The organism is Chryseobacterium sp. MFBS3-17, assembly GCF_020687745.1.
Taxonomy (GTDB): Bacteria; Bacteroidota; Bacteroidia; order Flavobacteriales; family Weeksellaceae; genus Marnyiella.
The window spans coordinates 1-21999 of the sequence record NZ_JAJEWK010000007.1 but is presented as its reverse complement, the minus strand read 5'-3'; the positions used below and the strand labels follow the sequence as shown (position 1 = coordinate 21999).

The window sequence follows — 21999 nt, the reverse complement described above, 5'->3', positions numbered from 1 at the left end:
ATGCACGGGCTAATGCTTGATGAATTTCCGGGAGGCCGAATTCCCGTTTTTATCCACTGTCTGGATTACATACGTACCGGCAGCCCACCCCTGTACCGGAATTTCAGGATTTCTGATACGGTCCTTCTGTGAATAAATCTTCTGTCCCGCCATATTATAAATGTGAATTTCTGTGATTTCCCTGTCAGAATTTATATAAAGGATTTCCTGCACCGGATTCGGATAGATGCTGAATCCGGACTCTATTTCCACTGACTTCACGCCCAGATTATCTACAGAATTAATCTTCACCGCCGCAAAATTGCCGCCGGCAACATTGTTGTTGCCCACCCAGCACGCAGTAAACAGCGTTCCGTAACCGGCCGAACTCGTTCCCATGGCATTCACAGAAGTATTGTTGGCATTGCTGCCGGTATGGCGTATCTCAATAACCAGATTGGTTCCGGTGTACTGGTAAGGCGTATCAAAAACAAGATCATAACTGAAGGCGTTGGGTGAGCCGCCTGCGGTCAGCGCTCCGGCAGGAATAGTGAGCACACCGGCACGCACCTGGGTTTGGGTACCCACCACATTTGCAGCAAAATTCAGCTGGCGGTTTGCCGGCTCCACCCCATCGCTCAGGTAAATTTCGTAGCTTCCATAGGTGGCGTCCGTTGCCGGCCAGTTGGTGGAAGCCGATGAGTTCAGACGAAAGGCTATAGAAGTAAGATATTTGCCGTTAAGGGCAGTCAGTTGGGAATCATCAATAATCATCTGGTAGGTTCTGGCTGCATTAGCATATGGACCTATAAACGAAGCGGAAACGGTAGCTGATGGATCGGGCACCTGTACAGAAGTCTGTGCCTGCAGGGCAGATGCACTGAGGATCAACACTCCCGAACAAAGAGCAGTAATCCGCGTATTTCTGAAGCCATGCGGCCGTATCCGGAACTTCCGCATCACGGAAAAAAGTAGTGTATTTTTCATAGGAAATATTTTTTAATCAGATAAAGTTACAAATAATATTCCCTGCATAGGATGTTTGTGTTTACTTTTTTTGAAGGACGCCTTAACTCTAATAAAATGATGATGAAGCCACTGAAGCTCAGCAACCATTCTGAAGAGGCCAATTAACCCTGATTTGCGGTTCAATTATTCCCCGGATTACCAATCGGAACCCAGCGATTATAGTTTTAAAAGCAGATGATTCATCAATATAACGCTCAGGCATTCCGGTTTCCCAGATCGCGGATTTCCTTTTTTATCTCGAACAACATTTCTTTTACCGTCTTGCTGTGGGCATCTTCTGCCTCTGCAGCACGCGTGGAAATACTGCAGGCAAACCCCCAGATTTCCAGAATGTCTGAAGCTTTAATGACATAAGGTTCATAGAACGTATTGTCTGAAGCCACGGTAAGGCTCCCCGGAGAGATGTTCAGCAGTCTTTTGTACACAATTCCCTCATTTCGGGTAATGAAGATATAGGTTTGATTCACCTTCAGGTCTGCCAGAGATTCTGTGTATTTCCCGATGATGAAAGTACCGTCATGATACGGCGGCATAGAATCTCCTTCCATGGGAAACGCTCTGTACTTGCCATTCCGCAGAAAGGGCAGAGAAATATGCTGCAGACTTTCTATATACTCCGGATCGCTGTAACCGCTCAGGTAGCCCATACGTGCTTTGTGGGGAATGATTTCTATACGGTTATCCCCCGCCCGGTCCACCGTCACCGGCAGCACAATGCGGTTATCCGGCAGCTGCACAATGGTATCCAGCGGATATTTGCGGATATCCACAGACACCAGCAAATCTATGCTCACATGGAAATACCGGGAAATGCGGAGCAGAATCTCAATGGGCGGCTCGGTGGCGCCGTCTTCGTATTTGGCATAGCGGCCTCGGGTAATGAGCAGTGCGTCTGCGGTCTTCTGCTGAGAGTCTCCCAGTTGGGCGCGGAGATACCGCATGTTTTCTGATAAAATGGACATTGCTATAATTTATAGCAACAAAGATACGTATTTCTGATACAAAATGGAATAATTTTGTACCATGGAAAGAGCGATTGTACATATGGATCTGGATACGTTTTTTGTATCGTGCGAGCGGCTGCAAAACTCCGCACTTCATGGTGTACCGGTCATTATAGGCGGCGGAGACCGCGGTGTGGTGGCTTCCTGCTCCTATGAGGCACGCTATTTCGGAGTCCGCTCTGCCATGCCCATACGTATGGCCCTCAGGCTTTGTCCGCAGGCGCGGGTGGTGCGCGGTGACCACGAAATGTATTCCCGGCTATCCCATACCGTTACAGAAATCATTCAGGAAAAAGTACCGGTAATAGAAAAAGCCAGTATAGACGAATTTTACCTGGATCTTACCGGCATGGACCGCTTCTTCGGGTGCTACCAGTGGACCAGAGAGGTGGCAGAAGCCGTCACCCGAGAGGCCGGACTGCCCATCAGTTTTGCGCTGTCCACCAATAAAACCGTTTCCAAAATCGGAACCGGACAGGCCAAGCCGGTGGGCAGATTAGAGATAAAAGAAGCCCAGGTAAAACCTTTTCTGAATCCGCTTTCCATCCGAAAAATTCCGATGGTGGGCGATGCTACCTTTCGGTTACTCTCCCGTGTGGGCGTGCGTACCATTCAGACTTTATCTGAGATGCCCGTGCTGGTACTCCAGCAAATGATTGGGAAGAACGGCACTGAACTCTGGAAAAAAGCCAATGGCATAGACGAAACTCCGGTAGTTCCGTATTCCGAAAGAAAATCCATCTCCACGGAACGCACATTCAGCAATGATACCATGGACATCCATGCGGTGCGAAGCCTCATCTCCGGCATGGCAGAACAACTGGCCTACCAGCTCCGCAAGGAGAAATGGCTCACCTCTACCGTAGTGCTGAAGATACGCTATTCCAATTTTGACACCGAAACCAAACAGTGCCGGGTGGCCTATACCGCTGCAGACCATACCCTGACACGGTGTGCACTGGATCTTTTTGAGAAACTCTATACCCGCCGCATGAGGCTGCGGCTGGTAGGACTCCGCTTCACCGGCCTGGTGCACGGCCATCATCAGATGGATCTCTTTGAAGACACCGAGGAACTGATGAATCTGTACCAAACCATGGACCGCATCAAAAACCGTTTCGGGAGCAGTGCGGTGGGACGTGCCTCCGGCTTTGAATCCGGAAATTTCCGGGGCTGAAACCGGGATGGCTGAATAAACGGAGCGTGCCCAAAAACGCCCTCTCCTTTCACTAAAATAACAAACCGGACCGTAATTTTACCTCATGTTTTTAAACTGTCATACCTATCACAGTCTGCGCTTCGGCACCCTGTCCATAGAAAATCTGGTGGCACAGGCTGCCGCTATGGGACTGCGGGAACTGGCCCTTACCGACATCAATACCGTGAGCGCACTGTATGATTTTAAAAAAGAATGCGAAAAACACGGCATCAAACCCATTGCAGGGATAGAAATCCGCGAAAATAACCGCCTGCTGTATATTGCCATTGCCCGGGAACAAAGTGGTCTGGGCGAAATAAACCGCCTCCTCACCCACCACAACTGTCAGGGAATCCCCCTGTCGCTGCAGGCTCCGGACTTCAGCCAGGTAACCATCATTTACCCCATGAGCAATACCCCGGAAACCCTGAGACCTCATGAATACATTGGCGTTCGGGAACAGGAAGTAAACCGCCTCATCCGCCGGGAATGGCAACCGCATACCGGTAAAATGGTGGTATTGCAGCCCGTAACCTTTCATACCCAAACAGATTATAACCTGCACCGCATCCTGAGAGCCATAGACGGCAACACCCTGATTTCCAAACTCACCGGGGACGACTGCTGCGCACAGAATGAAACCTTCCGGCCGCTCTCCGAACTCACGCATGCCTTCCGCCGGTATCCCGAAATCATTGCCAATACCCGGAAAATATTGAGGGAAAGCGACTTTCATTTTAATTATTCTGCCCCGAAAAACAAACAATACTACACCGGAAACAAGGAAGAAGATGAAAAACTGCTCCGCAAACTGGCGTATGAAGGGTTAAAGAAAAGATATCCCCAAAATGACACAGAAGCCTACAGCCGTACCGAACGGGAGCTACAGGTCATCAGTGCACTGAACTTCAGCGGCTATTTCCTGATTACCTGGGACATTATACAATACAGCAAAAGCAAAGGTTTCATGCATGTAGGCCGTGGCAGCGGGGCCAATAGCATTGTGAGCTACTGCCTGGGCATTACCGACATCTGCCCGCTGGAACTGAACCTGTATTTTGAGCGCTTTCTGAATCTGAACCGCAACTCACCTCCGGATTTTGACATAGACTGGAGCTGGCAGCACCGCGATACCATTCTGGAATATATTTTTGACAAATACGGCCGGGATCATGTGGCTTTCTGCGGCACCAATGTGGAATTCAAATACCGGTCTATTTTCCGGGAAATTGGTAAAGCTTTCGGATTACCCAAGGAAGAACTGGATGCCCTGGCCACCAGACCTCTGCACACCCACGATGCCAACAGTGTGGTGCAGCGCATACACAAATACGGCAACCTGCTGGAGAAATTCCCCAACCAGCGCAGCATGCATTCCTGCGGAATTCTGATTTCAGAAGAACCCATCACCAACTTTTCTGCTCTGGAAATGCCCCCCAAAGGCTTTCCCATTGTACAATTTGATATGCATGTAGCCGAAGAAATTGGTTTTGAGAAATTTGACATTCTCTCTCAGCGCGGACTGGGCACCATCAATGACTGTGTGAAAATCATCAGAAAAAACCAAGGAATCAATATAGATATTACCGATACTGCCCTTTACAAAGATGAAACACTGGCCAATGAGTTCCTGAGTGCAGGAAAAACCATCGGCTGTTTTTATATTGAAAGTCCTGCCATGCGCGGACTGCTGCGCCGTCTGAAATGCGACAATTACAAAACCCTGATCGCCGCTTCCTCCATCATCCGGCCCGGCGTGGCACAGAGCGGCATGATGCGGGAATACATCTTCCGGCACAATAATCCGGGTAAATTTGAATATTTTCATCCGGTTTTCAAAGAACACCTGGGCGATACCTATGGGATTATGGTGTATCAGGAAGACGTCATTAAAATTGCGCTGCACTACGGCGGCGTATCTGCAGACCAGGGAGATATTCTGCGGCGGGCCATGAGCGGCAAAACCCGTTCGCTGAAAAAACTTCAGGAGGTAAAAGATCATTTTTTTGTATGCAGCAGAAAACGGGGCCATCCGGAGGAACTTTCACGTGAGGTCTACCGGCAGATCGAATCCTTTGCCGGATACTCTTTCTGTAAAGCCCATTCTGCTTCCTATGCCGTGGAGAGTTACCAGAGTCTCTACCTGAAAGCCTATTATCCCATAGAATTTATGGTGGCAGCCATCAATAACGGAGGCGGATTCTACCGGACCGAAGTCTATGTGCATGAATGCCGCATGGCGGGAGCTGCCATTCTGAATCCATGTGTAAACCACAGCGAGACCGAAACCACCGTGTATGGCACAGAGGTATTTCTGGGTCTGCAACACATAGAGAAACTGGAAAATTCACTGATGGTGCTGATTCCTGAGGAACGCAAAAAGGGCGGCCCCTATACTTCACTGGAAAATTTCATACGCCGTGTTCCCATAGGGACAGAAACCCTGCAAACCCTGATTTTTACAGGAGCCTTCAGATTTACCGGCAAGCAAAAAAACGAACTGCTCATTGAAGCGCGGATGCTCATGGTGAACTTCCGGCCGGAGCATCGTTTTTTATCGGTTTTCGGGGAGCCGCCGCTGAGTTACCAGTTGCCCGAACTGAAAAGAAGCCCGTATGAAGATGCGTTTGATGAAATTGACATACTGGGATTTCCAGTATCCTGTTCTCCTTTTGACCTGCTGAAAACCCGCTACCGTGGCAGCGTGATGGCTGCTGACCTGCTGAAATACCACAAAAAGCAAGTGAAAATGCTGGCCTACCTGATCTCCCGGAAGCATGTGCCTACCAAGCGCGGCACCATGTTTTTCGGGACGTGGATAGATGCAGAAGGTGAGTATTTTGATACCGCCCATTTTCCGGATAATCTGAAGGAGTATCCTTTTCAGGGGGGCGGCTGCTACCTGCTGCTGGGCACGGTGGAAGTAGATTTTCATTTTCCCACCATCACCATTCAAAAAATGGCCAAAATGCCCTTTATCCCGGATCCGCGCTACACATCAGACCCGGACAGGCAATATGAGGTACACCGTAAAATCAACGAAGACGTGAGCATGACCTGGCGGAAACCCTATCCTCAGGAACACGAAATAGGCCTGCCCAGAATGAAGATGAACAACTGAACAATTAAGGATTCAGGTCATATCAACTACAAAAAAAAGCCGGAACAACTGACTTTACCGCCGTCTGATTTTACCGGAATCCTCAATCAGCAGAAAACGATAAGCAGGATATTTTTTTAAAAGTCTGCGGCCTTCTTTTTTGCCCAGAACCATGACCGAGGTACTGAGTGCATTGGCAAATTCTGCAGAGGGTCCGTACACCGTAACGCTGGTAAGTCCCACAGCAGGCATTCCGGTTTTGGGATTGATGATGTGCGAATACCGCACGCCATGTATTTCGGCAAATTTCTCATAACTCCCGGAAGTGGCTACCGACTCTTCTTTCAGTTTCAGCACGCCCGCCATTTTGTGCCGCTTAAACGGATTCCGGATTCCCACCGTCCAGGGCTCACCATCCGGCCTCACGCCCCATGCCGACATATCCCCGGAAGCATCTACCAGTCCGCCTTCCACGCCCAAACTTTTCAGCAGAGCACGCCCGCGGTCTGCCGCATAACCTTTGCCTATGGACCCAAAGCCTATTTTCATGCCTTTTTCACGCAGAAAAACAGTAGACTGAATACTGTCTAAAACAATATTATGGTAATTGACATTCCGCACAGAAGCCGCCATTTCTTCCTCCGAAGGCAGTCGGGTCATAGAACCATCAAACCGCCATACCCGATCCATTGCGGCAGTAGAAACATCAAATGCACCACCGGATAAGAGCGAGTACTGCACCGCTCGCCGGGTCAGCTCAAACACTTCACGGTCTACTTTCACCGGCTTCATTCCTGCATTGCGGTTGACTTCTGAAATCTGAGTATGAGGCCGCCATTCGGAAATTAAATTTTCAATCCGCACGATTTCATCTATGGCTTTATGAATGTTTATGGCAGCTGCACTGCTGTCCCGGTCTATCACCGTAATCCGGAACTGAGTACCCATGAGTATGGTATCCCGCGACATCACCCGTTCCTGTGCAAAGCCACCGACTATGAACAGGAAAAGTGCCGCTGCCGCGAAGAATAATCTGAAATTTACCGTCATTTTCATTTAATAACAATCGGTAAGAATCTGCTTACGGCTTGCGTAAAATGACAGTGGCTGCTGGTTGTGCATCTGCAATATTTCATCCAGCACGCTTTCTACATCTTTCTGCATCTTCAGCGCTCCACAAATCATGACGGTGCCGCCATTCTTCAGCAAATCTGCAAAGAAAACACGGTCCCGCTGAATCAGATCCATGACATACTGCCCGTTTTCTTCCCGGGAAAAGGCAAAATGAATTTCATGCAAGCGGGATTCTGCAATCATTTGTCCGGCAAACGACCGGTATTCCGCCGCCTGCGCATTATCATATCTGAAACCCGTATAGAGGCGGATTCTATTCTTTGATGTATTTTCATGAATCATTCCCAGAAAGGGTGCAATGCCTGTACCATTTGCAATCATCGCGATATTCTGAGCCGTTTCCGGTACATGAAAATCCGGATTGCGCATAATTCTGGCACTGATTTCATCGCCCGGTTTTAAACGGTGCAGATAGCCTGAACCCAATCCGTCCGGGAACAGTTTTACCATGAGCTGCACTTCATTCTGAATCCTGCCAATGGAATAAAACCGCTCTCTGCGATCGCCTGCGGGATACACCGCCAACAAATCACCTGAAGCGAAACCGTTTTTCTTCTTCGGTTTCAGCACCACTTTAAAGGTGGTGTTGTCCTCTGTGACATTTGTTTTTCCGGTCACGACAAACTTCCTTAAATCCGGAACCCGGGTATGATATACCGCCGGCGCAGTGGCCAGTGCATTGAGCGTTTTCTCACTCCAGTCGTGTGCCCAGCGCACAAAATCTTCGGGCGAGCGGTCATTGACGGTATAAAAAGCAGTGAGTCTCTCTGCCCACGGCTGCTCTTCCAGAAGCGCATCTGTTTTGCGGCCGAAAGCGCAGAATTCTTCATACGATTCAGATCCGAATCCCACTACAGAAAACTGTATTTTTTGCTTCTGAGGAATGGATTTCAACAGTGATTCGAACCGGTCTGCATTGGCAGGCGGATCGCCCAGTCCGTAGGTGGACGCAAACACAATCAGGTGACGTGCTGCAGGAAACTGCTGATACTGATTCATCTCTGCCAGATAAGATTTTTTCCCTTCGCCCAGTAATTGCCTGTGAATCTGATTGGCAAAAAACAACGTGGTACCATTTTCTGATCCTGTCAGAATGATGATTTCGGCATACTTGACTTTAAAAGTATTCTTAATTTTGATCCTCGTTCTGCGGAACATGATCACGAATCCGCTGTAAATAAAAAAGAGGATATTGAGGGAAGCCAGACCCAGAATCACCGCCCAGAGTATACTGGTGCGGCCGGTATGCCAATCTAGATTTATTCTCTCCAGCACTGCAGAATAAGGATACAGTGATTCTGACATCACCTCACCGGTGACCTGGTTTACCCTCACCGAACGGTCTTTCAAATGAACGATGAAAGGTTCAGCCTCATCATCGGGGATGAACGGAAATTCCACTTTCTGTACATCGGCAAGACGGGTATTTTTAAAAAAGCTGATTTCGCTTAATGGTACAGGCTCAGCATGATTTGAAGTGATGTGAATGATTTCTTCTGGCTCACCCTTAAAAAAATCCAGACGCACCATGAAAATAATGGTACCGCTAAGAGCAATAACCAGGACGGGAATAAGCAGCCAGCGACCGGTTACCACATGGAAATATTGCGAAAAGAAATCTCTGTTGATTCTGGCAAAGAAATGCCGCAGACCTTTCTGTCTTTTCAGGATGAGAATAAAGCCGCTTATTGAAATCAGAAACAGCAGAAACGACACCACACCGACTATGGCGCGGCCGGTTTCCTTCAGAAACAAAGACCGGTGTAATGCGGTAATCCATTGAATGAAATCACTTTTCTGCTGAATCTCACCAATTTTCTCACCTGTTCCGGGGTCGATGTACGCCTGAAACGCATCACCCTGATCATCCATCGCATCCAAAGCGACAAACTTATTGTGATCCACTTTCAGTTCCAGCACTTCAAAATAATTGTCACGCAGCGAGGGCAATACCTGCGCCAGCGTAAGCTCCTGAAACTGTTCACTTTTATAGTCCGGCAGTTTTTCATCTATGGCGTCATATGCCAGAATCACACCGGTAGCGGCAAGGATAATCAGAAAGGCAGAAGATATGATGGCCAGCAGAAGGTGGGCATATCTCCAGATGGATAACGTCATGTTTTACTGCACTTTTATGAACCGCACATTTCTGATGTAGCCGGTTCCTGTAATTCCTGCTTTGTTGTTTAAGGCTGCGGACGACAGCGCAATTTCGGCATCTTTACTATGGTATTTCTGCGTTTCCACGGCAGATTCGAAACGAATTTTATAGCCTTTGTCCAGCAACGCACTGTCAAATTCTATCACCCGTGTTGCGCGGGCACCCCCGGCCACAGACGCGCCGGTAACGGCATTTAATTTTTCATTTTTCCGGGTGCGGAATTTATCCCATTCCTTCAGCGTATTATACCATTCATTGTCATCTCCCAGTACCGAAAGTGTTTTTTCGTAGCCGCCTTTAGGATTCATCAGGGAAACAATCACATACGCTTCCTTACCGGAATAATTCTGCATCTGAATCATGATTTTATACTTGGTAGTCTGCGCCATAGCCTGGGCAGAAAACAACAGGGTGAAAAATGCTGTTGCCAGCCATCTCCATTGGTTCTTCATGCTCTTCATTATTTCAAAAAGTCGATCGATACTTTATTTTTGGTTAAAAATTCATTGTCTTTGGCCAGATCGTAAGCGGTTTCGTCAAACTCTGTTTTCAGAGCCTTATTGATTCCTGTTTTCAGCAGGGCTTTCAAAATCCGGTCATCTTTTGCCGTGAGTGCAGCTTTGTGCAATGCCGAATTGCCGTCTGCATCCTGTGCATTCACATCTTTTACCAGTTTTGCCGCAATTTCTACCAGAGCTGCATCGTTTTTATCTGCCGCAATATGCAGCAACGTAGCACCGTGTGCCTGTGGTGCTGCCAGATCAAGACCAGCATTTTGCAGCAACGTCATTTTTTCATTAAAGTCATTACCCGCAGGAGCTGCATTTCTGCCACTCTGGCCTGCAGGCTTGTAAGAGTTGATCCAGTAAAACGCGAGATTATTCCCTGCTTTGTCTTCTGCTGCAGCGTCTGCACCGTTTTTCAGAAGTACCGCCACCATTTCCGCAGATCCGTTGGCCACCGCATTGGTCAGTGCTGTTTCCCCTTTTTCATTGGCTGCATTTACATTATTAGCTTGAGCCAAAAGTGTTTCTGCCAATTGGGTATTGTTTCCGGAGGCAGCCACCATCAGTGCAGTGTTGCCTTCTTTATCTGCTTTGCTCACCTCCACCTTCTGATTCAGGAAATACTGAATGATGTCCATATTGGGCCTGCGTACCAGCACCTGCAGCATGGTAGCCCCATTGGGGTTCACGGCTTTTGGATTCAGTTTATATTGAGAAATCAGCGTCTGGTATACTTCCATACCGTTTTGCTTGCTTCGGGAACCCTGAGCGGCAAAAAATAAAGCCTGATCGGTAGGCTGCACTCCTTTCTCAGTTAGTTTTTTTACAATATCCAGATTTCCAAGTTTTGCTGCATAATCTGCCAACGTACGGCCGTGCTGATCTTTATCTTTTACAGAAAGTCCTTTGGAGGTAAAGTACTCTGTCAGTTTCAGATCATCGTCACCCGCAACAGAAAGCATCATGAGCGTAGCGCCCTCATCATCTCGGGCTTTCACATCTGCACCGGCGCGAATCAGTTCATCAAAAACGGCCGTATTTTTATTGCCGCCCTGCGCAGCATACTGAATAACGCTGGCGCCGTGGCTGTCTTTATAGTGAATATCTGATCCTTTCTTTAACAGAGATTGAACCAGCTCCAGATTGCCTGCAGCAGCTGCCCACTGTAGATAGGTTCTGGAATGGTGGGTCTTTTTATCAATAGCGTTTCCGGGTTGCTCCAGCATGAAGCCAATCACCGCATTGGATGCTTTATTATTAATGGCCATCACCACAGGATCAAAAAAACCTGCATTTTGCTGCGAAGGGCTGTTTCCTTTGGCAATTTCGGATTTTACGGCATCAATGGTAGGATTATTTTTCCAGAAATTTCCATCCATCAAAGTATTATGCTGGGCCTTTCCGAAGATGGCTGCCAGACAGAAAGCAGCAGTAAATAACGTTTTTCTCATCTATAAAAAGCTTTACTAAAAGTCTAATTTTTATTTATAATAATTACAAATAACAAAAGTAAACATTAATAATACACAGACAAATAAAATCCCGCATAAATTCTGGAAAACTGACAAAAATAAGCCGTCAGCGTAACGTAAGACCTCACCGGAAGCCAGAATCCCCTTACCGGTTTACCTTTATAAAAACTCTAAAACCAGAACATTACACTGAAAAAGTTTATACTACTAGATCTAAAAAATAAAACTGAAAACTGCTATTTAAAACATTATACTTTTAAGTGTTTTGCAGTACATGATTGAATACGGGATCAAAATCCGTCAGCCAGAAGACAAAAATCGTTCAATTTCGTACCTTTACTTTTATAATTACCACCACTAATTTCATCAACCAAAAAAACCACCCTATGGAAAATTACAAAATCCCAACAGAGACCCGCATCGGTCATGTTCATCTTAAAGTTTCGGATCTGGAGCGTTCCATAGCCTTTTACCGGGATTTACTCGGTTTTGAGATTACCACCATGTACGGCGATCAGGCTGCATTCTTGTCGGCCGGTGGCTACCATCATCATATCGGACTCAATACCTGGCACAGCAAAGGCTCAGGACCGGCGCCCCGCAGTGGTGTGGGACTCTACCATACCGCTATTGTGTACCCCGAGCGGCGGAATCTGGCAGAAATATTTGACCGTTTGCGCAAGGCCGGTTATCCCCTCACGGGTGCTAGTGATCATGGTGTTTCGGAAGCATTATACCTGAATGATCCGGATGGCAATGGTGTGGAATTGTACTGGGACCGTCCGCAGAAATTGTTGCCGAGCAAGGCAGACGGCTCACTGGAAATGTACACCATACCGCTGGATCTGCAAAGTTTACGCGCCGAACTGAAGGAATAAATGTTTGTCCGGGCTTTTTTACATTTTTGCCACTTGCTCCAGAACTCACTGACATTCAAAGACTCCCGCATACAAGACTGATGAGATGAAAAAAAAGTGGTGTCAAACCGTAAAAAACTTCACAAAAAACTTTCACAATTGCAATATTAAAAATATATTTGCAGTCGCTAAACCCGAGTGGTGAAATGGTAGACACGCTGTCTTCAGGTGGCAGTGCCGTAAGGTGTGCTGGTTCGAGTCCAGTCTCGGGTACAAAAAAACCCTCTGTAACGAAAGTTCACAGAGGGTTTTTATTTAGGGTAAATCCTTAGAAATCAATACTTTATTTTTTGGAGCTTCACGTGCGCGGCTTCGGGTCACTGCTCTGCCCGTCGTCCGCTATTACTCCTCCCCGCCTTCGGCGGGTCCGGGGTAGCCGCTTCCACCGGGGCTAGGAGAAGGCTCCGTCCTTCAGTTCACCGCATTCAGGATGGTCACGGAAACCTTTCCACCACAAAAATACCTGGCGGTACTCTATAAATCTTCTTTCTCGTAGCCGCCCAGACAGTCCATGCAGGCATTGGCATACGCATCATACTCGTCAAAGGCCGCGCCTGGCTTTCCAAACATGGTGATGATGCGGTCTACACGTACCCGCGCACCGGAATCCAGCATAACAAAAACACCCTCGCCTGCCATATTTTTCAATGCTACAGCTGTACCGGCGGCATCGGCCACCTTTCCGGACTCATCAAAATAAAAAATCTTCCCGGACTGTTCCCGGGCCACCTGCTCTTCCATCACCTCCAGATAGTCCGGGTGTACCGGCAGGTAAGAGTGCTCTTCATTTGTAGATGACATTTTATGGTATTAAAATTAGCAGGTACAAGATACACATTTTTCAGATGCATAAAAAACCCCGAAGCAGAAGCTTCAGGGTTATTCATAACCGAAGATGCAGTATTTTAATCTGCTGCTCCCCAGAATGTCCAGCTGCCACCGTTGAAAACGGCCAGCTTTTTAGATCCCGGCTGATTCACGTACACCATCATTCCCGGTGCGGGATTGATCACATCATCGGTAGTCGCCACATGGGGCAATACCATGGCTTTGGTAGTGGACTCCAGCACCAGCACCCCATCTGCCGAAGAGCTGGTGGCTCCCATAACGGTTTTGGCAGTACCCTCAGTAATGCCGGTGGGCTGGGTAGCCATAAATGCAGTCACATCGGCTGTATTTTCACTGCTCAGATCTACCCATCCGCCATTGTAGAGAACTACTTTGGCTTGTGCCGGATCTGTAGCGTCCAGAAGAATAGTTCCCGGCGTTGCTGCAGGCAATGTACGCACTGCAGGAAGAATAATACCGCGGTCTCCGGTATTGGCAAACTCCAGTAACACCGAAGTTTTATTGGCCGCAGTTCCGGTGTCATCACCAATGATGACCTGAGCCTGCAATACTCCGGCAGCCGATACCAGACCGAACACTGCAATAGCAAGGATTGTATTTTTAAATTTTTTCATCTTTTTTAATTTAAAAGTTAATGTAATTACTGAAAGCCTTGAGGGCTTTCGGCTCTGCATCAGTCGGGTGGAACCACATCTCTGCTGTTCCACCCGGTTTCTGATTACGGACAGGTAGGGATATTAAAACACTTCCAGGCCGTTCCGTCATGAAGCATCAGACAGTTCAGTGTGGTATTATAAACCATCATTCCCTCTGCCGGATTGCTGATGGCATTAATCTGAGCAGTAGACATTCTGGTGATGACCAGACCTTTGGAATTGGATTCCAATGCCATGAACCCTCCCTCACGGGACATAGGCCAGTTACCATTCTCAGCTCCGCCACGTTTCAGCAGGGTAATTCCCATCTGGGTATCAATTCCTGCACCGGTCACCGCAGGTTCGTAGCAAATGGCACGGCGTACCTCTACGATGAAATAACAGGACGGACTCATATTCGGTGCCACGCCATAATACCGGATATTCTGATTGTTCTGCAATGGTGCAGCAAACGGTCCGCTTACCAGATGCGTAGTTTCATTAAACCCGGCTGCGGTAGGCGCAACAGAATAAAATACAGTACCTACCGGGTAAAGACTGGCAATATTCGCATAAGGAACGGTAAGTCCTGTGCTGTGGTAGATACTGACTCCCTGACCACCAATGGTTCCGATATCAGCCGGACAGCTCAGAGTGGATGCATCCACATTCAGACTGAAGGTCACTTCCTCAAACACCGGAGTAGAACAGGTGCCCACAAAGGCACGGATAGAAGGCCGCACTACCGGCAAATCAGACTCAACACCCTGCCCGGATACATTTCCGCCAATACTGGAAAGTGCACAGGCACTGGTGGTCAGAATTCTGCAGTCTGTGGTTATCCTGAATCCGGCCTGCATGCTGGCCAGTACCTGATGTCTCTGTGCAAGAGGCATCAGTGGCAAATCACCGATATTCCATTCCAGATAACCGCCGGCTACCAGATTCGGATCATCTCCCGGATTGGGACCTACCCATGCGGGAACTGTAGTCTGTGGCCCCAGCACTGCGGTATCCCAGGTGGTCACAAAACTTCCCGGCACAAAATGCTGGTTATACGGCACCGGTACTCTCAGCACCACATTTTCCACGGCCTCATTTCCCTGATTGGCCACATCAAACTTCAAGGTGTACTGCTGTCCCGGTACTACAGTATCTCCGTTCTGCAGAATACCATTGCCCGTATCCACGCCGGACATCGTTAAAGTAGGCTCCGGAATATAGGAATCCACCGCAAACACGATACTGTAAATAATATAGGTGTCCTGAGTAGATGTAAACCGGAAACTCGTAGAGTTCTGGTTGTTTCCGATAATGGTATTATTGGTATTAACCAGATCGAACATGTGAATGTCTGAACCATAGTTGTTGGTATTATTCGGATTTCGGGCCGGATTTCCGGAAATGGTAACCGAAGAGTTAAAGAAGTTGTTATAGCCGGTACTTGAAGTACTGGTTTGCCCACTGTGATTCAGATACAGGTACGTAGATCCAGTTGGCCCCTGGCGGATTCCAAAGGTATCTCCAGTGTAGGCACGGTCTCCTTCTCCTGCCATCATCCCGATGGTAGCACGCACTGCGCCGGATGCAGTAGATTTGAATCCGGTGACATCAAGTGTCTGATTGGGTCCGTTGCTGGCCATATACGCATGTCCGTCGAACACGGTGATGCTTCGCTGGGTCATATTGGAGTTTCCATAGACCACAACCATTCCCCAGCTGCCGTAATATCCTGTACCGTCTGAGGTCCCTTCCCTCAGAGCAATATTACCTACAAAATACTCCCCTAAACCATGCTGTTTCACGTAATTGGTCACATCTGAATACCCGGAGAACATATAACCTGCAGAATTAGCGGGATAATAAATTCCGTCACTGGTGACATCCTCGTAAGCAGTCGCACCGGCATGTCTTATTTTTACCGCTCTCTTATCCAGGGAAACCGTCACACCGGGATTACCGGGCGTTTGAACCGTGGCATAAAAATTACCATTTATGCCATTATCGGTTCTTCTTTTGCGAAGACTCTGTACGATTCCTGCCCCTTGCGGCAATGCATAAGGTGTGGTAAGCGTCACTACATAGTTATTGTCGCCGGTACTTGCTAAACTTGATGCAACTTCATTTTCCGAACCCGTACCTACCTCAACCGTAACCTTACCATGATACGTAGTATTAAAGAGAATCCCCGTTCTCCAGGAATAAAATCTGAAAACAACCTCGTCACCCGCGCCTTGAGGTATAAAGGTATAAGTGGCTATTCTTCGGTCGCTACCACCACTGGTGTTGGAAGAATTGTCATTCGCCGAAGTAATGGTCACCGTGTAACCGTTATTGGAGTTATTATTGGTCACATTGGTGTTTACATCAGGAGTTGCCCCTTTTACCACGTTGAACTGCTCCGGTGCTGTACCTGAGGTATCGGCTCTTCCGGACCAGTACAGACCTGCATAAATAATTTCTGTACAATTATGATCTACGCCTGCTACCGCCGGGAATGCCAAGGTTGCAGAAGAAGAGTTTACAATGCCCGGATGGTTATCTACATTGAAATAGACCATGTTGGTGTCATTGGCTCCGGTGGTACTGGTTCCATTTGGGTCTCCGGCAGCTCCCAGGTTGGAGTTTCCGATCATCTGGAAATCCCCTTTCAGGTTATAAGATTGCTGTCCCGTGTGCGGTGCCCCTACAGCGTTTGAGATTCTGGGTACAAACGGAACCAGCTGCGCAGACAGATTCATTGCTGCCAAACAAAGCAGCAGCATCCACATGCTTCGTATATTCTTTAAATAGGCTGAATTTATTTTCATTGTCATTGTGTTATTGGGAAATACCCTGGTTATAATAATAAACATTTACCGGATTGATCTGGTTTTGCTCCAGTTCTGTACGGAAAGCAGCCAGCTGGGTATTGATATCAGAAGGCATATTGGTTTCGCCAATGATAAAAATTTGCTCCAGATTAGGCATCTGCTGTACCGCAGCAATCAATTCTGTCCCTGTACCGATGGCACTATGCCGGATTCTGAGCTGTCTGATGCGGAACACTTGATCTGCGTGCGCTCCACTGAGCATGGCCGTGATTTCTCCCGCCTGCTGAACCATCATGGCATGCACCGGATTGCCGGCGCGTTCCCAGATGACCGACTGATTGTCCTGTACGGACATAGAGCCATGCACACCGAAAAATGCCTGTTGCAGTGCAGCGATATCCGGGCCGGATGGCAAGGCAGTTCCCGGACTTGATATTCCCGGACTTGATATTCCCGGAGCAGAAATGCCCGGTGAAGACGTTCCAGGAGCAGCGGTGCCCAGCAACGTATTCAGGTTCTGGATGGTGGTCTGCGCGTGAGCCAATGCCGAATAGCCGACCATACATCCCAGAAAAATAACAGTTGTTAATTTTTTCATGGTTGATTTATTTGTGTTAAAGTTTGAATTTAAAGTTGGAGATTCCTTCCGGCCGCAAAAATGGCGGTCGGTTTACATGAAAATCCCGGGAAATACACGACGGTATTTTACCGAAAAGAGAAGAAAAAAGGCGGAGCCCGGGCGTTGCGCTGTCCTACCTCAGGATCCTGCAACACGGCGTGCTGGTACAGGATTGCATCTGGTTCAGCAGTGTAAGAAGCTGCCGCAACCGTTAACTTTTCACGAAACGCAATCTTTTTAGAATATTGCAGATCGCAGGCTGCTTTTTTGGAGCCATGCCAAGCATTGATGGATTCTTTGGAAGAAGTATCCTGAATATAATTCCGTGCAGGTGCATTTTTGGTAAATACTTTCGTTTTTACCGCTTTGAAAACCGGCTTTTCGGGCGTTATAATTGCCGGGGCGGACTTGTTTTCGGGAGCCGTGTACACAATTTCGGCATTGCTCATCACTCCGCCCGGATCTACAATCACGGCTCCGTTCACATAGATTTTCACAGGGTTCGGATCCGGAACAGAATGCGGTGCAATTTCATCGCGGGAATGCTCAGGGTACACAGTTGCATTACCGTTACCGTTCGCTGTAATCTGCTGCGGTTGCTGCGCTACAGCGTTTAACGAATCAGAAACAAAGGGTATACTTTCAGAATGATAAGCCCGCAGAGATTCGGGCAGAAACAGCAGTACGAAGCATAAAAGGCCTGACCACCGAAGGATCAGCCTACCCCATTGAGCATGTGGGTGCTTCTTTTTCATCATCTTTGTTTTTTTGTGTGTGTTTTTTACAAGGTCTCCCCTGTACGGCACAAATATAAACCATTAATTTAAAATATACATAATTTATATTCTTTTTTAACAAAAATATTTATGAAATACATACATTTTACTCCACTTTATCAATTAAACACTCTCAAAACAGAAAATAATTCATTTTTAAAAGTAAAAAATTCCGGAATATTATTCCTAAGAAAATAGAAAATAAAGAAAACTATAAATGATGAATATCGGAAATACCAAGTGCCAGGTATTCCGCTGAAGACATTTACCATTCCCGGGAGAAGTCTTTCAATACCGCACCCGCTGAATTCTGACGGCATTTAAAATGGCGAGAAGTGCCACGCCCACATCGGCAAAGACCGCTTCCCACAGTGAGGCCATGCCACCCGCACCCAGAATGAGGACCGTTGCCTTAACTCCAAAGGCCAGGATGATGTTCTGCCAGACAATCCGCCGGGTTTTGCGCCCGATCCGGATGGCTGCAGGAATACGGGATGGCCTGTCTTCCTGAATGACTACTCCGGCTGTTTCGATGGCGGCATCACTGCCCAGACCACCCATGGCGATGCCCACATCACTGAGTGCAATAACCGGAGCATCGTTCACCCCGTCACCAACAAACGCTGCCGTTCCATATTGAGCACGGATGGTTTTGAGTTTTTCCACCTTATCTTCGGGCAATAAACCGCCGTATGCTTTCTGAATGCCAAGTTCCCCTGCAACCTGCTGCACCACGGCCTCATGATCGCCACTGAGCATAACGACCGGAATTCCCATATCCCGAAGCTCCCGAACCGCCTGCACAGAATCCGCACGGATGCGGTCTGCAATGGTGATGTACCCGACAGGCAGGGAATTCAATGCCATGAAAACCGTAGTCACAACCGGCTCCGGAAGTGCATCTGCCGGTACACCAAAACGCTGAAGAAGTTTCTTATTGCCCGCAAGCAAAATTTGCCCGTTCATAGAAGCCTTCATGCCCTCACCCGGAAACTCCTGAACATCCTGTAACGTCCATTCCGCAACACGGTTTCCGGTAAAGTCACAAATAGCCTGTGCCACAGGGTGACTGCTGTGTGCCTCCAAAGCCCCGAGCTGTTTCAGAATTTCGGTCCGGTCAAACTCAGGAAAAACAACCACGTCCTGAACCTGAAACATCCCTTCGGTAAGCGTTCCGGTTTTATCTGCCACCACTACTTTCAATTGTGCCAGGGCATCCAGGTAATTTCCGCCTTTCACCAGAATACCATTCCGGCTTGCGGCGCCAATGCCTCCGAAATATCCCAGCGGAATGGAAATAACCAGCGCACAGGGACATGAAATGACCAGAAAAACCAATGCCCGGTACAGCCACACGCGGAAATCATAATCTGCGACAAAGAAATAAGGAAGCAGGCAAATGCCCAAAGCCAGGAAAAATACTACCGGTGTATAAATGGCGGCAAACTTCCGGATAAATTGCTCTGTAGGTGCCTTTCTGGCCGATGCTTCCTGCACCAACTGCAGAATGCGGCTCAGCTTGCTGTCCTGATAGGCTGTTGTAACCCGCACCTCCGCTACGGTATTACCGTTGATCATCCCTGCCAGCACGGTTTCACCCCGATTTTTTGCTGAAGGAACGCTCTCGCCGGTCAGCGCCGCTGTATCAAAAAACGCCCTGTCGGAGTACAACTCACCATCCAGCGCCAGTTTTTCACCGGGTTTCAGGAGGATGATATTGCCCGGAACTGCTGCGGCTGCAGGCACCGTTTTCAGCGTGCCGTTTTCAGAAAGGGTGACCTCATCGGGACGCTGATCCAACAGATCACTGATGTTTCTGCGCGCACGGGACACAGCAAGATCCTGAAACAGTTCACCAATCGAGTAAAACAACATCACCGCCACCCCTTCCGGATATTCCCAGATGGCAAAAGCCCCGATGGTGGCCATTCCCATTAACGAAAATTCATTGAAAAAATTTCCTTTACGCAAGTGCTTTACCGCTGCGGCCAGTACCGGAATGCCTACAGGAAGATATGCGGCAAAATACCATACAAAACGGAGCCATCCATTAAACCAGAACTGCGGAACACCATAATCCATCGCCAGCCCGGCGATCAGCAATACCAACGACAGCACCGCAGGCCACAACTGCCCGAAAAGACTTGGCTCATCGTGATGATGATGATGCTGAGCATCCGGGGTGCAACAGGAATCAGACATAGGACATTATTGATTAAAGGATTTCAGCAAAAATCCGGTGGTTTCCCTCCAAAGTTACGGAAAAATCGTGAAGATTCCGGCATGTTGGCGAGTTTGCCGGACTGATATTCACCAAAAAAAGTGATTGTTACCAACCGGAATCCTCTACCTTCCGAATCTGAAACAGTGGGCCAGCGGATGGGATTTCTTTTTCATAAAAGCAGACGCCATTTCCATGCCGGTTACCGAAAATGTAATGCCGTTCCCTCCGAATCCCAGCACAAAATAAGAATGCGGAAATTTCTGATGTTCGCCAATGTAGGGCAGGCCGTCTTTGGTCTCGCCAAAAGTTCCGGCCCAGGAGAAGTCCGGGTAAAAGGGCTGATCCGGCATCATTACCGAAAGATGTTTCAGAATCTGCTGTTCCTTCCGGGCAATGCTTTCATCCCGTTTCTGCGGATTCTGAAAGTCCACATCGCAACCGCCTGCCAGCAACCGGCCGTCTGATGTGGTGCGCATGTAGAGGTAAGGCTCATCGGTATTCCAGAACAAGGTGTTTTGAAATTCCGGAGCAAGATCCTTCTGAATTTCCGATACCACGGCGAAGGTAGATTTCAGCTGCACGAATTTTTCCGGAATCATCTGCTGACTTTCATAACCCACGCAGTAGATGATTTTTTTGGTTTTGATGGTAAATCCCGAATTCATTTCTGCCGTGACGTGGTTTTTGGAATACTTCACGGTTTCCAGGCGGGTCTTGTCGTAAATCTGCAGACCTTTTTCTGCATTGTATTTCAACAGTTCATGTGCCAGCCTGAAGGCATCTACACTGGCCCCGGTGCGTGAAAGAATTCCGCCGTATGCCTTCTGAATACCATACTTTTCATGAATTTCTGCCGTCTCCAGCCATTTCACCCGGAAACCTGCCTCTTTGCGGGCTTCAAATTCCTCTTTCAGCCAGGCCACATCTTTCTTTCGGGAAGCAAAATAGAGTGATTTTTTCTTTTTGAATCCGGCGCGGGAACCAATTTCACGGCTCACTGCGTGCAGGTCAGCTATGGACTGTGCACATGCTTTGTATGCTGCCACAGCGTCTTCTTTGCCGATGATTCCCGAAAGTCTGCACAGGGGCACATCTATTTCGTACTGCAGCATGGAGGTGGTGGCGCTGGTACTGCCGTTGCACACTTCACGCTGATCTATGAGGATGGTTTTGTAGCCGTCTTTCACCATCTGGTGCGCCAGCAGGCTGCCGGTAATTCCGCTGCCCACCACGAGCACATCGCAGGATTCATCTGTCCTCAGCGAGGGATAAGAGCTGAGCAGTCCGTTTTTAATCAGCCAGAACGGTTCGTTCGATTTAAGGTCCATAGGTTCACCATTTATTAAAATTAAATGTACAATAATTCCGGGTACCAACATACAGTTTCGATGCACAATTGATTCAGGAGTTATTTTTATGAAAACAATTAAAATCTGCGCAGTACAGAATTTATAGCGCCGGAGTTGTAAGCTCCCCCGAAAACAGTACGGTTTAAAAGTATAAAATTAATTAACTTTAAATCGTAATTAAGACAATGAAAAAGAGCACATTCAGTCCTGCAAAGATTGCAGGTGTTTTAAAGG

General features: G+C 47.9%; 16 protein-coding genes and 1 tRNA gene. 4 read left to right on the top strand and 13 right to left on the bottom strand.

From position 1 onward, the window contains the following. Positions 1–9 precede the first annotated feature (9 nt). Both LKO26_RS04790 and LKO26_RS04785 read right to left on the bottom strand, forming a co-directional pair. Complete coding sequence (locus LKO26_RS04790; protein ID WP_227586710.1) at positions 10–966, bottom strand: T9SS type A sorting domain-containing protein; 957 nt, start codon at positions 964–966, stop codon at positions 10–12. Between the two features lie 236 nt (positions 967–1202). Continuing rightward, positions 1203–1970, bottom strand: coding sequence for an XRE family transcriptional regulator (locus LKO26_RS04785; protein WP_227586709.1), 768 nt, complete (start codon positions 1968–1970; stop codon positions 1203–1205). Positions 1971–2031: 61 nt separating this feature from the next. Between LKO26_RS04785 and dinB the strand changes: the two genes are divergently transcribed. Together dinB and LKO26_RS04775 are read left to right on the top strand one after the other, a co-directional pair. Further along, positions 2032–3189, top strand: coding sequence for a DNA polymerase IV (gene dinB / locus LKO26_RS04780; RefSeq protein ID WP_227586708.1), 1158 nt, complete (start codon positions 2032–2034; stop codon positions 3187–3189). An 85-nt stretch (positions 3190–3274) separates the two neighbouring features. Beyond that, positions 3275–6331 (top strand): DNA polymerase III subunit alpha, encoded by a 3057-nt coding sequence (locus LKO26_RS04775; protein ID WP_227586707.1) that lies wholly within the window; start codon positions 3275–3277, stop codon positions 6329–6331. Positions 6332–6385: 54 nt separating this feature from the next. Here LKO26_RS04775 and LKO26_RS04770 read toward each other — a convergent pair whose 3' ends face one another. From LKO26_RS04770 to LKO26_RS04755, 4 genes are read right to left on the bottom strand one after another with little or no spacing between them, the layout of a single operon-like run. Continuing rightward, positions 6386–7366: an FAD:protein FMN transferase gene (locus LKO26_RS04770; protein WP_227586706.1), complete on the bottom strand. Its 981-nt coding sequence runs from the start codon at positions 7364–7366 to the stop codon at positions 6386–6388. Further along, the gene (locus LKO26_RS04765) at positions 7367–9562 is read right to left on the bottom strand and encodes a PepSY domain-containing protein (protein WP_227586705.1); all 2196 of its coding nucleotides are present in this window, start codon (positions 9560–9562) and stop codon (positions 7367–7369) included. Positions 9563–9565: 3 nt separating this feature from the next. Beyond that, positions 9566–10057: a DUF2271 domain-containing protein gene (locus tag LKO26_RS04760; RefSeq protein ID WP_317206367.1), complete on the bottom strand. Its 492-nt coding sequence runs from the start codon at positions 10055–10057 to the stop codon at positions 9566–9568. An 8-nt stretch (positions 10058–10065) separates the two neighbouring features. Beyond that, positions 10066–11562, bottom strand: a complete 1497-nt coding sequence (locus LKO26_RS04755; protein WP_227586703.1) for an ankyrin repeat domain-containing protein — start codon at positions 11560–11562, stop codon at positions 10066–10068. Positions 11563–11969: 407 nt separating this feature from the next. Here LKO26_RS04755 and LKO26_RS04750 point away from each other — a divergent pair, with 407 nt between their 5' ends. Beyond that, on the top strand, positions 11970–12461 hold the full coding sequence (locus LKO26_RS04750) for a VOC family protein (protein WP_227586702.1): 492 nt from the start codon (positions 11970–11972) through the stop codon (positions 12459–12461). Between the two features lie 171 nt (positions 12462–12632). Further along, positions 12633–12713: transfer RNA gene (locus tag LKO26_RS04745), tRNA-Leu, on the top strand. 261 nt (positions 12714–12974) lie between these two features. Here LKO26_RS04745 and LKO26_RS04740 read toward each other — a convergent pair. The 7 genes from LKO26_RS04740 to LKO26_RS04710 all read right to left on the bottom strand — a co-directional run bounded on the left by LKO26_RS04740 (position 12975) and on the right by LKO26_RS04710 (position 21744). After that, on the bottom strand, positions 12975–13301 hold the full coding sequence (locus tag LKO26_RS04740; protein WP_227586701.1) for a hypothetical protein: 327 nt from the start codon (positions 13299–13301) through the stop codon (positions 12975–12977). Between the two features lie 104 nt (positions 13302–13405). Continuing rightward, on the bottom strand, positions 13406–13963 hold the full coding sequence (locus LKO26_RS04735; RefSeq protein WP_227586700.1) for a hypothetical protein: 558 nt from the start codon (positions 13961–13963) through the stop codon (positions 13406–13408). A gap of 104 nt (positions 13964–14067) precedes the next feature. After that, entirely contained in the window at positions 14068–16794 is a 2727-nt protein-coding gene (locus tag LKO26_RS04730) for a hypothetical protein (protein ID WP_227586699.1), read from the bottom strand. 10 nt (positions 16795–16804) lie between these two features. Then, the gene (locus tag LKO26_RS04725; protein ID WP_227586698.1) at positions 16805–17395 is read right to left on the bottom strand and encodes a hypothetical protein; all 591 of its coding nucleotides are present in this window, start codon (positions 17393–17395) and stop codon (positions 16805–16807) included. A gap of 107 nt (positions 17396–17502) precedes the next feature. Then, positions 17503–18174, bottom strand: a complete 672-nt coding sequence (locus LKO26_RS04720) for a hypothetical protein (RefSeq protein WP_227586697.1) — start codon at positions 18172–18174, stop codon at positions 17503–17505. Positions 18175–18480: 306 nt separating this feature from the next. Beyond that, a complete protein-coding gene (locus tag LKO26_RS04715; protein WP_227586696.1) occupies positions 18481–20394 on the bottom strand; it encodes a heavy metal translocating P-type ATPase in 1914 nt (637 codons plus the stop codon). Positions 20395–20538: 144 nt separating this feature from the next. Then, a complete protein-coding gene (locus LKO26_RS04710; protein ID WP_227586695.1) occupies positions 20539–21744 on the bottom strand; it encodes an NAD(P)/FAD-dependent oxidoreductase in 1206 nt (401 codons plus the stop codon). Positions 21745–21999 lie beyond the last annotated feature (255 nt).

Bases quoted from the DNA above. Each gene is read 5' to 3' on its own strand.
- LKO26_RS04790 (WP_227586710.1), bottom strand. From the start codon at position 966: ATGAAAAATACACTACTTTTTTCCGTGATGCGGAAGTTCCGGATACGG.
- LKO26_RS04785 (WP_227586709.1), bottom strand. From the start codon at position 1,970: ATGTCCATTTTATCAGAAAACATGCGGTATCTCCGCGCCCAACTGGGA.
- dinB (WP_227586708.1), top strand. From the start codon at position 2,032: ATGGAAAGAGCGATTGTACATATGGATCTGGATACGTTTTTTGTATCG.
- LKO26_RS04775 (WP_227586707.1), top strand. From the start codon at position 3,275: ATGTTTTTAAACTGTCATACCTATCACAGTCTGCGCTTCGGCACCCTG.
- LKO26_RS04770 (WP_227586706.1), bottom strand. From the start codon at position 7,366: ATGAAAATGACGGTAAATTTCAGATTATTCTTCGCGGCAGCGGCACTT.
- LKO26_RS04765 (WP_227586705.1), bottom strand. From the start codon at position 9,562: ATGACGTTATCCATCTGGAGATATGCCCACCTTCTGCTGGCCATCATA.
- LKO26_RS04760 (WP_317206367.1), bottom strand. From the start codon at position 10,057: ATGAAGAACCAATGGAGATGGCTGGCAACAGCATTTTTCACCCTGTTG.
- LKO26_RS04755 (WP_227586703.1), bottom strand. From the start codon at position 11,562: ATGAGAAAAACGTTATTTACTGCTGCTTTCTGTCTGGCAGCCATCTTC.
- LKO26_RS04750 (WP_227586702.1), top strand. From the start codon at position 11,970: ATGGAAAATTACAAAATCCCAACAGAGACCCGCATCGGTCATGTTCAT.
- LKO26_RS04740 (WP_227586701.1), bottom strand. From the start codon at position 13,301: ATGTCATCTACAAATGAAGAGCACTCTTACCTGCCGGTACACCCGGAC.
- LKO26_RS04735 (WP_227586700.1), bottom strand. From the start codon at position 13,963: ATGAAAAAATTTAAAAATACAATCCTTGCTATTGCAGTGTTCGGTCTG.
- LKO26_RS04730 (WP_227586699.1), bottom strand. From the start codon at position 16,794: ATGAAAATAAATTCAGCCTATTTAAAGAATATACGAAGCATGTGGATG.
- LKO26_RS04725 (WP_227586698.1), bottom strand. From the start codon at position 17,395: ATGAAAAAATTAACAACTGTTATTTTTCTGGGATGTATGGTCGGCTAT.
- LKO26_RS04720 (WP_227586697.1), bottom strand. From the start codon at position 18,174: ATGATGAAAAAGAAGCACCCACATGCTCAATGGGGTAGGCTGATCCTT.
- LKO26_RS04715 (WP_227586696.1), bottom strand. From the start codon at position 20,394: ATGTCTGATTCCTGTTGCACCCCGGATGCTCAGCATCATCATCATCAC.
- LKO26_RS04710 (WP_227586695.1), bottom strand. From the start codon at position 21,744: ATGGACCTTAAATCGAACGAACCGTTCTGGCTGATTAAAAACGGACTG.